The sequence below is a fragment of the Methylovorus sp. SPW-M1 genome (genome assembly GCF_053848825.1).
Genome location: NZ_CM132626.1, coordinates 1,573,328 through 1,587,283, shown reverse-complemented (window position 1 = coordinate 1,587,283; position 13,956 = coordinate 1,573,328). Strand labels below are relative to the sequence as shown.

Here is a 13,956-nt window from a genome sequence, read left to right as displayed (position 1 = left end):
TGTAATTAATAATCTGTCCCAGATGCTTTTCTTTGATGCGCATGTACGCATGCGCAGGTTGGCATGAGCGAGCCGCTCGTACTTCCGCCAGCCATCTTTCTGATGGGTCCCACCGCCAGCGGTAAAACCGGTCTGGCTGTTGCCCTTGCACAGCAGCTGCCGGTAGAACTGATCAGTGTGGATTCGGCGCTGGTTTATCAGGATATGGACATTGGCAGCGCCAAGCCGGATGCCGCGACTTTAAAGCAGGCGCCACACCATCTCCTTGACGTCATTTCCCCCTTGCAATCGTATTCCGCCGCACATTTTCGCCACGATGCCTTGCAACTGATGGCCGAGATTACGGCGCGTGGACGCATACCGCTGCTGGTGGGTGGCACCATGTTGTATTTCAAAGCCTTGCAGGAAGGGCTTAATAATCTGCCGCAAGCGGATGCCGATCTGCGGCAGCGACTGGATGAAGAGGCCGCCGTGTTGGGCTGGCCTGCCATGCATGCGCGCCTGGCAACCCTGGATCCGGAAACCGCTGCTAGATTGAAACCTACCGATTCGCAGCGCATACAGCGCGCCCTGGAAGTCTGCGAGTTAAGTGGTGGCCCCATGTCGGCCCTGTTTGTCGACGATAACGGCAGCACCTTCCCTTACCGCCTGCTCAAGCTGGCGCTGGTGCCGTCTGATCGGAGCGTGTTGCATGCGCGTATTGCCGAGCGCTTTGATCTGATGCTGCAACAGGGCCTGATTGCGGAAGTCGAGCATCTGCGCCAGAAGTATCCTGCCTTGCATCTCGGGCTGCCCTCCATGCGTTGCGTGGGTTATCGGCAGGTGTGGGAATATCTGGATCAGCGGATTGACCATGCCACCATGCGTGAAAAGGGGATTGTGGCTACCCGGCAACTGGCCAAGCGCCAGCTTACCTGGTTGCGTGGCATGCAGGATACGGTCGAGCTGGATTGCCTGGCCCCTGACCTGGAGGCCAAGGTTTTTTCTACAATAAATCAGTTTCTTGCAGAGGAAACCTGATCCCGAATATACGGAATCAGGTGGGGTGCTTGGGTACTAGCTGAGCGATTGTATGCGCTTGGCTGCGTCCAGGCACTCTTGCAAAGAGGCCACCAGCGCCATGCGAATAAAACCTTTGCCAGGGTTGATACCATGCGCCTCGCGCGCCAGGAAACTGCCTGGTAGCACCGTGATATTCAGGTCACGATACAAGCGAATTGCGAGGTCGGTATCGCTACCATCCGTTTTTGCCCACAGATAAAACGCAGCGTCTGGCCGCGAAGTTTCCATGGCACCTTGCAGCAACGGGGTGACCTGATCAAACTTTTCGGCGTACAGGCGACGGTTTTCCTGCACATGCACTTCGTCATTCCAGGCGGCAACACTGGCGGCCTGCACCGCAGGGCTCATGGCGCAGCCATGGTAGGTGCGGTACAACAGAAACTTCTCCAAAATAGTGGCATCGCCCGCCACGAAGCCCGAACGCATGCCCGGTACGTTGGAACGCTTGGACAATGAGCTGAAAATCACCAGGCGGCTGAAATCGCGCCCCAGCAGATGGGCGGCCTGCAAGGCGCCCAGCGGGGCTTCGCCTTCGGTGAAATAGATTTCCGAGTAGCATTCGTCGGCGGCTATGGTAAAGCCATAGCGATCCGAGAGCATGAAGGCCAGCTTCCATTGCTCCAGCGACATTACCTTGCCCGTGGGGTTGCCCGGCGAGCACAAGTACAAGAGCTGGGTACGCAGCCACACGCTTTCCGGCACGCTTTCCAGATCCATGGCAAAGTCGTTTTCGGGCAGCGTATTCAGAAAATACGGTTCGGCGCCTGCCAAAAAGGCGGCCCCTTCATAAATCTGGTAAAACGGATTGGGGCAGACCACCACCGGCGCTGGCCGGCTGTTATCGATCACCGCCTGAGCAAAGGCAAACAAGGCTTCGCGGCTACCGTTGACTGGCACGATTTCCGTTTCGGGATTCATCAGTGGAATGCCATAGCGACGGCTTAACCACGCCGCAATGGCTTCACGCAGGGCGGGCACCCCCAGAGTTGTGGGATAATTGGCCAGCCCGGCCAGATTGTCCACCAGGGCTTGCTGAATCAGCGCAGGCGTCGCGTGCTTGGGCTCGCCGATAGAAAGATTGACGGGGCTATAGTCCGGGTTGGGCTTGATGCCGGCAAACAGGTCGCGCAGTCGCTGAAAAGGGTAGGGCTGTAATTTATTCAGGTTTGGATTCATTCGTATATTTTAACGCAAGTCCGCCGGGCTTGGGCTGCAGCAGCCAGCCAAATGGCGGGTTAACTTCAAGAAAAGACGTTCTGTGGTATCGCAAAAAACAACACAAACCATCGCAAGCGCAGGCTTGCTGTTTGGCGCCCTTTGTTGGGGTGTGGTCTGGTATCCCTATCGCCTCATGCAGGAGGCAGGCGTCTCTGGCGTGGCTTCCAGCTTTTATACCTATAGCCTGACGGTGTTTCTGGCAGCGCTCTTGTTCGGACGGCACTGGCGCGGGCTGTTCAAGCAGCCTGCCAGTATTTTCTGGTTATGCCTGGTCGCCGGCTGGACCAATCTGAGTTATGTATTGGCGGTCATTGATGGCGAAGTGATGCGCGTCATGCTGCTGTTTTATCTTTCCCCGTTGTGGACGTTGATTCTGGCGCATTTCTGGTTGAAGGAGCGGGTGGATGCCAAGCGGCTGGCGGTGATAGCGGTATCGCTGACCGGTGCATTCATCATGCTCTGGCAGCCTGGAGAATGGCCGCTGCCGAGCAGTCGGGCTGACTGGCTGGGACTGTCTTCCGGTATTGGCTTCGCGCTGACCAATGTCATCACGCGCAAGTCGGCACATTTGAGCATCGTCGCCAAGTCGATGGCGGTATGGGTGGGGGTGATCGGCATGTGTCTGGTGTTTCTGCCGTTTCAGCCGCTGGCATTCCCGACACCCGCGACTTTCAGTCTCACCAGCTGGCTGATCATGGGCCTGATTTCGCTGTTGCTGATGGCGGCGACCCTGTTTGTGCAATATGGCATCACCCATATACCCGTTACCCGGGCGTCCGTGCTTTTCCTGTTTGAACTGGTAGTGGCGGCGGTGGCTTCGTATTACTGGGCTGGCGAAACCATGCAATGGAACGAGTGGCTGGGTGGCGGGCTGATTATCCTCGCTGCGGTGGCCGCAGCCCGGGCGGAGGCGGCATAGGCCGACCATCCGGGGTCAGTGGCATGCTGAATCCATCGGGAGCGCCGACCTTGTCATCGCTTAAGTCCAGAGCCACAGTGATGTTGGCGTGATAGCCATCTGCCTTTTCTATCGGCGACAACAGTAGCTGGTTGCCATCTTTGCCATAATGTATGTCACGCGTATTGCGCGTGTCGCGTGGCTTGGGCCGTTTGTATGGCGCATGCTGAAAAACAGCATCGCTCAGCCTGTCATCAAAAAACAGTTGCGAAGTAAATTCGTAACTTGCCCCCGCGCTGTTCTGGGTACGTACCTTGAAGTGGACATGCACGGCCCGGCCAGAATACCAGCCGGGATAGATGGTTTTGAAGGTCACTCTCCCAGCTTGATCTGATACCTGATACCCGCGCAAAAACTTCTTGCCCAGCGTATTCATGTCACTCACCCCTGAATATACCCCTTGTGCGTCGCAATGCCACACATCGACGGTGGCGCCCGCCAGTGGCTCGCAGCTGTGCTGGGCCAGATTCAGCAGGTCTATGCTCAATATCAGCGGCACACCAGGGCTGAACAGATGCGTGACAGGATCCAGGCGTATATCCCTGCGATTCAGCTGATGATCGACAAAATACGGGCCTTCCGTGCGCTCGGGCTTGGCGATGCAGGTGATATTGTTACTGGCGCTCGCCCATATCGCGCGGCCTGCCATTGGCGCGGTCAGCAGAAAAGCAAGCAGTTTGCGGCGTAAGCCGGAGAAAGCGCGGGTAGTGGACATGCGTGGAATCGTCGGGGTAACAGAACGGCACCACTATAGCGCGCTCAGCCTGCCCCGACAGGGGCTCCACAGGCAAAAAAATGTAAAGCCTGATTAAGCTCAGGATTCCTCGGACTCATCCGCAAACCGGATGCGCAAGGACAAGTCATTGCGGGAATCGGCATTTGCCAGCGCATTTTCCTCGGTGATCCTGTCGTTGCTGTACAAGCGGAACAGCGACTGGTCGAAAGTGCACATGCCGATATCGTTGTTGTCCGCCATGACATCCTTGATCTCTTCCAGCTTGGATTTCTGGATCAGCTCGGAGATATAAGGCGTGTTGATCAACACCTCGATAGCCGCTGCGCGTTTGGTCAGCTTGCCCGGGATCAGGCGCTGCGAAACAATCGCCACTAGATTCATGGAAAGCCCCAGCAGCAAACCGGCTTTACCCTCGGGAGGGAAGAAGGAAATGATGCGCTCAATGGCCTGGTTGGCGTTGTTGGCATGCAAGGTAGCCAGGCACAAGTGCCCGGTTTCGGAGTAGGCCATGGCGTGCTTCATGGTTTCCATGTCGCGAATTTCACCTATCAGAATCACATCCGGCGCCTGCCGCATGGCGTTTTTCAGGCCATTGTCAAAAGACAGGGTATCAATGCCGATTTCGCGCTGATCGACGATGGATTTTTTGTGCTTGTGGATGAATTCGATCGGGTCTTCCAGCGTCAGGATATGGCCGGTGGTATTTTCATTGCGGTAGTCGATCATGGAAGCGAGCGTGGTGGATTTGCCAGACCCGGTAGAACCCACGACCAGCACCAGGCCGCGTGGCTTCATGATCAGCTCTTTCAGGATAGGTGGCAGCCCCAGCGCTTCAAATGTGGGAATCAGCGCCTTGATACAGCGAATGACGATAGCGACATCGCCACGCTGGCGAAAGATATTGACGCGGAAACGCGCATCTTCGATTTCATCCACGCTATAGGCAAAGTTCATTTCCAGCGTGGCTTCAAATTCCTTGATCTGCTCGGGGGACATCAGGGCATAGGCCACCTCTTTTACCATGCCGGGCGCCATCACTTGCGTGTTCACCGGCACGGTTTTTCCCTCAATCTCAATATGGATAGGGGTACCTGTGCTGAAGAAAAGATCTGATCCGTTTTTATCGACCATGAAACGCAAAACCGGCGTGATATCAATGGCTGCCATAGTCCTCCCCTGAGCGTGTAATCGGCCTACTTTACCATAAGGCGACGCCAGCGAAATTCGAGATGACAAAATGCAGTTGCGCGATAATGGTGCGCTATACTTCGCCATGCACGCGATGCTGGCAGACTGACGATTCCCAGGGCCCATAAACGGGCATTCAGCACATGCCGGGGATGGCACAAGGCTTGCATTAACCAACCGGGATTTCACAACGACCTCATCTATGAAGCTTTATCTCAATACACATTATCAAACCCTGAATATCACGGGTGGCAAAGCCATTGCGTCCTTTGAATGTGCGGACGAAGCCGCCTTGCTGGCGCAGCTGGAAGCCATCACCAAGGAATACCCGGCCGCCGCACTGGATGAGGCGCTGGTTTACCTTGCCGAGAGCGATAATCCGGCCAGCCTCGAAGCTGCCCTGGCCGACATCATGCCGTTCCGCACCTTTTATGCGCGCCGGCGTTACCCCTGGTTGCTGGATGATCTTGAGCAGCATGTGCAGATGCATTTTCAGCCCATCGTCGACTTCAGCCAGAATGGCAAGATTTTTGGCTACGAAGCCCTGTGTCGGTTGCGTGATCCCGATGGGCACCTGCTGAATGGTGAAGAAGCCTTTCAGCTGGCACGGCAGGTGCGCCGCACCATGGAGCTGGATATTGTCTGCCAGCGGCTGGCACTGGCCGGCAAGGCGAATTCGATAGCCAAAGGCATCCCGGTATTCGTGAATGTACTTCCGCAAACCATCATGCGGGACGACTGGTTGCCACCTTTGCTGGAAACTCTGACACGGCTCGGCATCGAGCAGCGCGATGTGGTGGTGGAGATCGTGGAAAGCGAGGATGTCTCGCCCGAGCTTCTTGCCAAGTATTGCGACATTATCCGCACCCATGGCCTGCGCATTGCGCTGGATGACATGGGCTCCGGCTTCAACGGCCTGCGTGCGCTGGCTGCCGTGCGGGCCGACTTTATCAAGATCGACCGCGCCATTGTGCACGAGGCACAGGGCAGCCGTGTACGCACGGTGCTGCTGGAAGCCATCATTTCCATGGCGCAGCGCCTGGGGTGCACGGTGGTGGCCGAAGGTCTGGAGCGGGTGGAAGACATTACCTACTGCCAGGATCTGGGCCTCACTTATGCTCAGGGCTATTATTTCGCCAAGCCGCAGCAAAAGCCTGTCAGCACGGTAAATTCGCTGCCCACGCGCGATGAATCCCACCGCTCGCACATCCCGGATGAGTTCCGCATTACCGAATATGTGACGCGCGGCATGACCATGGACGTCAATACCCCGATAGACCAGGCCCGCCGAACCTTTCTTGAATTTCCGGATGTGGCCATGGCCGTGGTGCTGGATGGGCAGCGCCCGATTGGCCTGCTCAAGCGCGGCAAAGCCTTCAGTTATCGCAACCTGGCGCTCAGCAATTACTGTGATCCACTGCCGCGCATGGTGACCAACCGCATGCCAACCAGCATGCTGGCCCGCGGCTTGTATCTGGAGCGCGGTGAAGTCGAACCCTGGGTGATGGTGCACGAAGATGGCACCTACATCGGCATTCTGCAGCCGCTGGAAATCCTGTCGCAACTGATCAGTCGCAAGACCAGCACCGGCAGCCTGCATCCATTGAGCCAGCTGACCACCGGGCCTACGCTGCGCCAGTCGCTGGATATCAGCCTGCGTAACAATCCGACCACCGAGCTGGTATATATCGATCTTGATCACTTCAAGGCCTACAACGACCGCTACGGCTTTATCCGTGGCGATGCCATGATCCGCCTGCTGTCCGAAATCGTGCGCCAGGAATTCCAGGGCCGGGTTGGTATGCTGGTCGGCCATATCGGCGGCGATGACTTTGTGCTGATTCTGGATCACTACGATCCCGATTTGCCGCAAACGCTGCTGTCGGTCATTCATCATTTCCAGACACTGGCGATACACCTTTACGACGAAAGCGACTTGCAGCGCGGCTTCTTCACGACCGAAGATGGCAAGGAGCATCCGGTGGCGAGCGTGTCGATTGCCGTGGTCAATGGCAAGCAGGGGCGCTTGTCCAACAGCGTGGCCGCCGCCGAGCGCGCGGCAACGCTGAAGAAAATCGGCAAGTCCAATATCGGCAGCATCATTGTGGTGGAGGACGAACCACCACAACTGATCCTGCCGGAAACCGAGGATTATTCCGACTGGCAGGGCCGGGCGCTGGAAGCCTTGCGTTCGCTGCTGGCATGGCACCGCAGCGAAGATGCCCACTGCCTGGATAGCTGCTTCTCCGAATATCCGTTCTTTGAGGTGGTATTTGAGCTGGATGACAAGGGCGTGCAACGCTATCCGAACTGGATCAACCCCAATATGTACGGCAAGATCAAGGCCGGCGGCGCCGGGGTAGACAGAAGCCCACAAGCCTATGCCAATGTCGTGCTGCAAAGCCTCAAGCCCTATATCTCCAGCATTTACCTGTCGACTGCCACCGAAGATTTCTGCCTGACGGTGTCGCTGCCCATGCTGGATGACACTGGTCGCTTGACCGGCATCCTGGTCGCCGACATCAGCATTGCCGCCATGGCCATGCTGAGCAGTACCTGATCGTTAAGTCATATCTGAATAAAAGCCGGGCGGACTCTGCATAAGGGCCCGCCCGGCTTTTTTGCATCTTGAGGAATCGCTAGCGCTGCGCCCGCCAGATATCCTGATATACCGCTTCCAGCTTCCGGGCAAAGTGGCGGGTGTCGAACAATGGCAAGTCTGCTGAGGCTTGCTGCAAGCGTTCGCGCAATCCCTCCAGGGTTGCAGGATCATGTCTCAGGCTGATCGCCATGGCCTCATAGGCCGCCATGTCAGGCGCAATCAGTTCGGGCAGATTCACCGCATGCAAAAGACTGCCCGCCACGCGCGAGGCAAAGGTATCGCCGCTGCAGGTCAGCACTGGCAGGCACATCCACAGAGCGTCGCTGGCGGTGGTGTGGGCGTTATAGGGCAAGGTATCCAGGAATAAGTCGGCCAGCGCGTGGCGTGCCAGATGGTCGGCCATGGCAACGCGCGGGGCAAATACCAGTCGGGCCGGGTCTACGCCTGCTTCCTTGGCGGCCTGCTGCAGGTTGGCGGTAGCGGTGGCATTGCTCTCCAGCAGCCACAGCACGCTGTCGGGCACCTGCTGCAAGATGCGCATCCAGCAGGCGAATACTGCCGGGGTAATCTTGAAGCTCTGGTTAAAGCAGCAATAAACGAAAGCCTCTTCAGGCAAGCCATAGTCAACGCGGGCAGGCGTCTTGCCGATAGGGCGGTTTCTGTCATTGGGCTGGTAGCTGCCTGGCAGCAACAGCAAGCGCTCGGCATAGTCCGGCTGGCTGGCGGCTGGGGTGATGTAGGCATCACTCAGCACATAGTCAAACAGCGGATTGTCGTGCAGGCTGCCCATGGTGCCGGGGAAGCCCAGCCAGTTGATGCTGATGGGCGCAGGACGCAGGGCGACAATGCCCGTGCGGCTGCTTTGGGTAAAGCCGGTAAGGTCAACCAGAATATCAATGCCATCGGCATGGATGCGCTTGGCAGCATCGACCAGCGAGAGTGCGCGAATGTCGACAAAGTGATCCACTGCATGCTGCAGGCGTTGCCGCTCGGGACTGTTGTCATCCACACCATACGAGTACGCAAACACCTCCAGCTGATCGCGATCATGCAGTTCCAGCAGCTCGGTTACCAGCGCCGCCAGTGGATGTCGTCGAAAATCTGCCGACAGATAACCGATGCGCAAGCGCTTGTTCTCATGGCGGATATGGGTAAAGGCGAGCTCGCTGGCCTGGGCGGTCAGGCTGGCATAGCGATTCTCCAGCCAGCGCTCTGCGCACAGACGCTGCTCGGCAGCCGTGGTGCCCGGCATGGCCAGAAAGGCAAACGGCGAAATCTGCGCAGTGGGCGCGCTATGCAACCAGCCCCGCACTTCGTCTATCTGCTGCTCCAGGCCTCGCCAGTCGGCCGCATGCTGTTGCTGGTGTATCAGGTGCACCCGTGCATGGTAAAGATCAGGCTTTAGCGCCAGCGCGCGCTGGTAGCAGGCAATCGCCTCCGGCAGCTGGCCCAGCTCGCGCAAAGCGTTACCCAGATTGTTGTGGGCATCGGCATCGGCAGGAGACAGCGCAATGGCACGCTGGTAGCTGGCGGCGGCCTGCGCGGTTTTGCCCAGCTCGCGCCTGGCATTGCCGAGGTTGAAATGCAGGGCTGCATCGTTGGGCGCCAGCGTCAGCGCTTCTTCGTAACAGCGCTCGGCCTCGGCATAGCTTCCAGCATCCTGGCAGGCATTGCCCCAGCCCAGCAGGCTATGGCCGAGGGCATCCCGCACTTCGGCTTCACCCGGATGCACACGCAGTACGCGGCGATAACAGGCGGCGGCGTCTTCAAATCGGCCCAGTTCCTGGTAGAGGTTACCCAGATTGTTTTGCAGCACCAGATCCTTGGGCGTCAGCAGCATGGCGCGCTCGTAGCTTTTCAGGGCCTCTTGACGTTTGCCTGCCGCACGCAGGGTCAACCCATGGTTGATCAGCATATCGGCATTGCGCGGCTCCAGTGCGACCGCTTGACCGATCAGCTCGGCCGCCTCGGCGGCGCGCTCGGTCTGGTAGCAGAGGATGCCCAGCATATGCAGGCCATCGGCATGGCGCGGCGCATGTTGCAGCAATTGACGGTAGAGAAGTTCTGCCTGCTGAAAGCGGCCTTCACGATGGGCGCCGCTGGCCTGTTGGTAAAGTTGCGTGGGTGACATAAACCGATTTTACGAGGGATAGGCAGCGAGGCCAAGCACCAGGCGCTTCAAGCCCATGCTGCGCAGCAGAAAACGGTTGGGGTCCAATGCCGCGAGCAGTTTGCTATCGACCGGGGCAGGCTCACCCGCAATGGCACTCGCCAGCATCTCGGCGCACAGCGGCGCATTGATCAGGCCTTTGGAGCCATGCCCGGTATTCACGTACAAGCCCGGGAGCCAGGGCAAGTCCGCCGGGTTGGCGGTATGGCGCGGTGGCCGGGCTTGCAGGGCCGCCGCATCGAGTACCGGGCCTGCCATGGGCAGGTAATCCGGCGTGGCGGCACGAAATGCGGTGCGCCCCTCAAGTGTGTTGAGGTCCAGCGGTGGCAGGCTGGCGTGCATGGCGGGCAGAGTGCGCGCCAGCATGACGAGATTGCTGGCATGGTCCTGCGCCTTGACGCGGGTATCGGCATCGTCCGCGTCAAAGGTGGCGCCCAGACAATGACGGCCTTCCACGGCGGGGCTGATATAGCCATCGCTGCAGACAATGGTGTTCAGCGGGACATCCGTAGTGGTGGCTGGCAGCAGGGTGATCTGCCCGCGCACATTTTGCAGGGGCAAATGCGCTGTCAGGTCAAAGCGCGCGCTATCGGTGGCAGCGGCAATTACCAGCACCGGAGTCTTCTCCAGCAAGCCATCGACGCCGATGAGTTGCCATTCATCGCCCACTCGCTGGATGTTGAGCGCCTCTGTGGACACGCGTTGACGAATGTTGGCATGGTTCACCAATGCGCGGCAAAAGGCGGGGGGATGCACCCAGCCGCCTGCGGGGAAATACAAGGCATCCTGCGCTACCGCCTGTCCGGCAAGCGCACTGGCTTCAGCACTGGATAGCCATTGCACGAGATCCGGCGGCAAATCACGTGCGGCTATTGCCAGGCAGCGTTCGCGTTCGCGTGCGTCGTACGCCAGCTGCAGCAAACCACAGCGCGCATGGTCCGCTGCGCTCAGTTGCAATTGCTGCAACAGGCGCAAACTGTGCAAAAACCCGTGCTGGGCGAGGCGGCTCAGGATAATGTCTTGCCCGGCCAGGCGCGGGTAAAGCACGCCCAGTGGATTGCCTGAGGCGGCCTCGGCAATCTGTGGGTGACGCTCAATCAGCGTGACCTGCCAGCCGCGTTGAGCCAGGGCGTGACTCGTTGCACACCCGGCAATGCCGCCCCCAATAACAATGGCCTTGCCTGGAGAGTTTGGGGCAGGGCGCACAGGCGCTGCATGACGTTGCCTGGCGGTGGATGCTGGCCCAGCGATAGCGACGGATGCCGGAGCATCTTGCGCAGTTGCTTGATTAACGGATTCGCCAACGCTTTGCTCAAGCGGCTTGCCGCCAAAATGCCCAGTAAGCATCTCGCGCTTACGGCCATGGCCGGGCACCTTGCGCACCACAAAGCCTGCCGCCTGCAAACCGCGTTTGACGATGCCGGCGCTGGTGAAGGTGGCAAAGGTGGTCTCGGCGTGTGAGAGGATGGCCATCTGCGTAAACAATGGCGCCTGCCACATCTCCGGATTGCGCGACGGCGCAAAGCCATCAAGAAACCAGGCGTCGACAGAGGCTCGCAGGCTGGGCAAGGTTTCAGCCACATCGCCAATCAGCAAGGTCACTATCACGCGGCCGTTCGCCAGCGAGAGCCTGTGAATGCCGGGCGCCAGCCATTGGTATTGGGCTAGCAACTCCGCGCTGTAGCGCGAAAATTCCGGCAAGCTGGCCCAGGCTTGCTGCATGTCGCTGAGGCTGAGCGGGTGTTTTTCGGTGCTGATGAAATGCAGGCGGGCATCATTCGGGGCGGTTTCTTCCCACAGCTGCCAGGCGCACAGCAGGTTGAGCCCGGTGCCAAAACCCGTTTCGGCGATGGTGAAATGGCGCGCCTGACGCCCCTCATTTCCCTGGCCTGGCTGACCATGCATGGCAAGCCAGCGCTCGCGCAGCTGGTTGTGCTGCAGAAAGACATGGCGCGTTTCGTCCGGCCCGCTCTCACGCGAGAAATAGACATCCTGGTAGACCGTGGAGTAGGGCTCGCCATCGCGCCATTCAATCATGGGCGTACCTGCGTTTGGAGTATCTGACTGGGGCTTGCATGCTGAGGTGTGAAATTCCGGATGGCTGTCTTGAACGCTGTCTTTAAAAGACTGCGCTGTATAATACGATATATGCGCACCCTGTACATCCCCATTCTCCCCGTCACGCTTGCCAGATGACGCCGCTACCCACCAATGAAGCCTCTGCCTGGGTGCGCCAGCATCTCACCGGGTTGCCAGCGGGTGCCCATGTGCTGGATGTGGCGGCGGGTTATGGCCGCAATACGCGCTGGCTGGCAGCCCAGGGCTTTCGCGTCGAGGCGGTGGATATTGATGCGACGGCGTGCATAGGCCTCAGCAAGCTCGCCAATGTAGAGGCGCTATGTGCTGACCTGGAGTCTGATCCGTGGCCTTATGGCGTAGATCTTTTTGATGCCGTGGTGGTGTGCCGTTATCTGCACCGGCCCTTGTTTCCCTCGCTGTTATCCAGCATCAAGCCCGCCGGTCTCTTGATCTACGAAACCTTTATGCGCGGGCAGGAGCTGCTGGGACGACCGCAGAACCCGGATTTTCTGCTGGAGCCGGATGAACTGCGGCAAGTGGTGACGCCAGGGTTTGAGGTGCTCGCCTTTGAGCAGGGTTTGTTCAAGCAGCAGACACCCGCCATGATGCAGCGCATTTGCGCCCGCAAGCAGGCCTGCTGATTCAGTCTTAAGCGGCAGCCAGCGGCGCCCGGCGGTTTTCCGGCTTGACCAGCAGCATGTGCACATCGCCCAGCGCACGCTCGGCAAAGCCACCCTCGCAATAGCACAGATAAAACTCCCACATCCGGATAAACTCATCGGGGTAACCCAGCGCACGTATGGCGGCTTCATTGCGGAAGAAGTTATGGCGCCACTCGGCCAGGGTGCGGGCGTAATGCGGGCCTATGTCTTCCAGGTCAAACAGGCGCATATCAGTCGCCCGGGTAATGCTCTGCAGCATGGCGGTAACTGAGGGGATGCAGCTGCCGGGGAAAATATAGCGCTGGATGAAATCCACCGAGCGGCGGGCCGCATCGTAGCGCTGGTCGGTGATGGTGATGGCTTGCAGCAGCATCATGCCTTCCGGCTTCAAAAGGCGGGCGCACTGCGCGAAGTAAGTATCGTAGAACTGATAGCCTACGGCCTCGATCATCTCGATCGATACCAGCTTATCGTATTGGCCTTCCAGTTCACGATAATCCGTCAGCAGGATATTGATCTTGTCGCCCAACCCGGCTGCCGCCACACGCTGTTGCGCCAGGTCATACTGCGCTTGCGAGATGGTGGTGGTGGTCACCTTGCAGCCATAGTGGCTGGCGGCATAGATGGCAAAGCCGCCCCAGCCGGTGCCGATCTCGACCACATGATCCGCCGGACTGAGCTGCAGCTTCTGGCAGATGCGCTCCAGCTTGTGCAGCGAGGCTTGTTCCAGCGTCATGTCATCGCGCGCGAAGATGGCGGAGGAGTACATCATGGTCGGGTCCAGAAACAGCTGGAACATGTCGTTGCCCAAGTCATAGTGCGCGGCAATATTCTTGCGGCTGCCTTGCTCGGTATTGCGGTTCAGCCAGTGCAGGCCTTTCAGCAAGGGTTTAAACAGGCTGGCAAAGCCACCTTCCAGCGTATCCATCACCGATTGGTTGATCGCCATCAGACGAATCAGCCCGGTGAGGTCATCACACTGCCAGTAGCCTTGCATGTAAGCCTCGCCTGCGCCTATGGAGCCGGCAAAGGCAATGTCCGCATAGAAACGGGCATCCAGCACAGTGAGATGCACACGCAAGCCCGAACCCGGTTGGCCAAAATGCAACGTTTCCTGCTGCTCGCTCACGATCAGCTCGCCCCGGCTCAGGCGGGCCAGACGTTGCAGCACCAGTTTTCTGGCAAGCGATTGCAGCCAGCCGGCTTTTTGCGGCAAGCGTGTAATCGGGCTAACGGTGGGCAGGGTGGGCTTGGGTGTCATGGATTTCAGGCTCATGTTTT

Annotated in this window: 10 protein-coding genes; 4 read left to right on the top strand and 6 right to left on the bottom strand. The window is 58.7% G+C overall.

What is annotated here, in order from left to right; all coding sequences use genetic code 11:
* The first annotated feature begins 63 nt into the window (after positions 1-63).
* Positions 64-1,020, top strand: a complete 957-nt coding sequence (miaA, locus tag ACWWD9_RS07485; protein WP_455866633.1) for a tRNA (adenosine(37)-N6)-dimethylallyltransferase MiaA — start codon at positions 64-66, stop codon at positions 1,018-1,020.
* 36 nt (positions 1,021-1,056) lie between these two features.
* Here miaA and dapC read toward each other — a convergent pair whose 3' ends face one another.
* The gene (gene dapC / locus ACWWD9_RS07480) at positions 1,057-2,238 is read right to left on the bottom strand and encodes a succinyldiaminopimelate transaminase (protein WP_159355682.1); all 1,182 of its coding nucleotides are present in this window, start codon (positions 2,236-2,238) and stop codon (positions 1,057-1,059) included.
* A gap of 82 nt (positions 2,239-2,320) precedes the next feature.
* Between dapC and ACWWD9_RS07475 the strand changes: the two genes are divergently transcribed.
* Positions 2,321-3,199: a DMT family transporter gene (locus ACWWD9_RS07475; protein ID WP_159355681.1), complete on the top strand. Its 879-nt coding sequence runs from the start codon at positions 2,321-2,323 to the stop codon at positions 3,197-3,199.
* Here the strand turns inward: ACWWD9_RS07475 and ACWWD9_RS07470 are convergent.
* Both ACWWD9_RS07470 and ACWWD9_RS07465 read right to left on the bottom strand, forming a co-directional pair.
* On the bottom strand, positions 3,156-3,953 hold the full coding sequence (locus ACWWD9_RS07470; protein WP_455866632.1) for an intradiol ring-cleavage dioxygenase: 798 nt from the start codon (positions 3,951-3,953) through the stop codon (positions 3,156-3,158). The genes ACWWD9_RS07475 and ACWWD9_RS07470 overlap by 44 nt on opposite strands.
* 99 nt (positions 3,954-4,052) lie before the next feature.
* Positions 4,053-5,141 (bottom strand): PilT/PilU family type 4a pilus ATPase, encoded by a 1,089-nt coding sequence (locus ACWWD9_RS07465; protein WP_013442155.1) that lies wholly within the window; start codon positions 5,139-5,141, stop codon positions 4,053-4,055.
* Positions 5,142-5,364: 223 nt separating this feature from the next.
* Between ACWWD9_RS07465 and ACWWD9_RS07460 the strand changes: the two genes are divergently transcribed.
* Entirely contained in the window at positions 5,365-7,722 is a 2,358-nt protein-coding gene (locus ACWWD9_RS07460) for an EAL domain-containing protein (protein WP_159355679.1), read from the top strand.
* A gap of 79 nt (positions 7,723-7,801) precedes the next feature.
* Here ACWWD9_RS07460 and ACWWD9_RS07455 read toward each other — a convergent pair whose 3' ends face one another.
* Together ACWWD9_RS07455 and mnmC are read right to left on the bottom strand one after the other, a co-directional pair.
* A complete protein-coding gene (locus ACWWD9_RS07455) occupies positions 7,802-9,895 on the bottom strand; it encodes an O-linked N-acetylglucosamine transferase, SPINDLY family protein (protein WP_455866631.1) in 2,094 nt (697 codons plus the stop codon).
* 9 nt (positions 9,896-9,904) lie between these two features.
* Positions 9,905-11,971, bottom strand: coding sequence for a bifunctional tRNA (5-methylaminomethyl-2-thiouridine)(34)-methyltransferase MnmD/FAD-dependent 5-carboxymethylaminomethyl-2-thiouridine(34) oxidoreductase MnmC (gene mnmC, locus ACWWD9_RS07450; protein ID WP_455866630.1), 2,067 nt, complete (start codon positions 11,969-11,971; stop codon positions 9,905-9,907).
* 155 nt (positions 11,972-12,126) lie between these two features.
* On the opposite strand from mnmC, the gene ACWWD9_RS07445 reads away from it, so the two are divergent.
* On the top strand, positions 12,127-12,654 hold the full coding sequence (locus tag ACWWD9_RS07445; RefSeq protein ID WP_455866629.1) for a class I SAM-dependent methyltransferase: 528 nt from the start codon (positions 12,127-12,129) through the stop codon (positions 12,652-12,654).
* Positions 12,655-12,661: 7 nt separating this feature from the next.
* On the opposite strand, the gene ACWWD9_RS07440 is transcribed toward ACWWD9_RS07445, so the two are convergent.
* Positions 12,662-13,951, bottom strand: a complete 1,290-nt coding sequence (locus tag ACWWD9_RS07440) for a class I SAM-dependent methyltransferase (protein WP_455868146.1) — start codon at positions 13,949-13,951, stop codon at positions 12,662-12,664.
* Positions 13,952-13,956: the final 5 nt, after the last annotated feature.

Coding starts and splice junctions, on each gene's coding strand:
- miaA (WP_455866633.1), top strand. CDS start 64: ATGAGCGAGCCGCTCGTACTTCCGCCAGCCATCTTTCTGATGGGTCCC.
- dapC (WP_159355682.1), bottom strand. CDS start 2,238: ATGAATCCAAACCTGAATAAATTACAGCCCTACCCTTTTCAGCGACTG.
- ACWWD9_RS07470 (WP_455866632.1), bottom strand. CDS start 3,953: ATGTCCACTACCCGCGCTTTCTCCGGCTTACGCCGCAAACTGCTTGCT.
- ACWWD9_RS07465 (WP_013442155.1), bottom strand. CDS start 5,141: ATGGCAGCCATTGATATCACGCCGGTTTTGCGTTTCATGGTCGATAAA.
- ACWWD9_RS07460 (WP_159355679.1), top strand. CDS start 5,365: ATGAAGCTTTATCTCAATACACATTATCAAACCCTGAATATCACGGGT.
- ACWWD9_RS07455 (WP_455866631.1), bottom strand. CDS start 9,895: ATGTCACCCACGCAACTTTACCAACAGGCCAGCGGCGCCCATCGTGAA.
- mnmC (WP_455866630.1), bottom strand. CDS start 11,971: ATGATTGAATGGCGCGATGGCGAGCCCTACTCCACGGTCTACCAGGAT.
- ACWWD9_RS07445 (WP_455866629.1), top strand. CDS start 12,127: ATGACGCCGCTACCCACCAATGAAGCCTCTGCCTGGGTGCGCCAGCAT.
- ACWWD9_RS07440 (WP_455868146.1), bottom strand. CDS start 13,951: ATGAGCCTGAAATCCATGACACCCAAGCCCACCCTGCCCACCGTTAGC.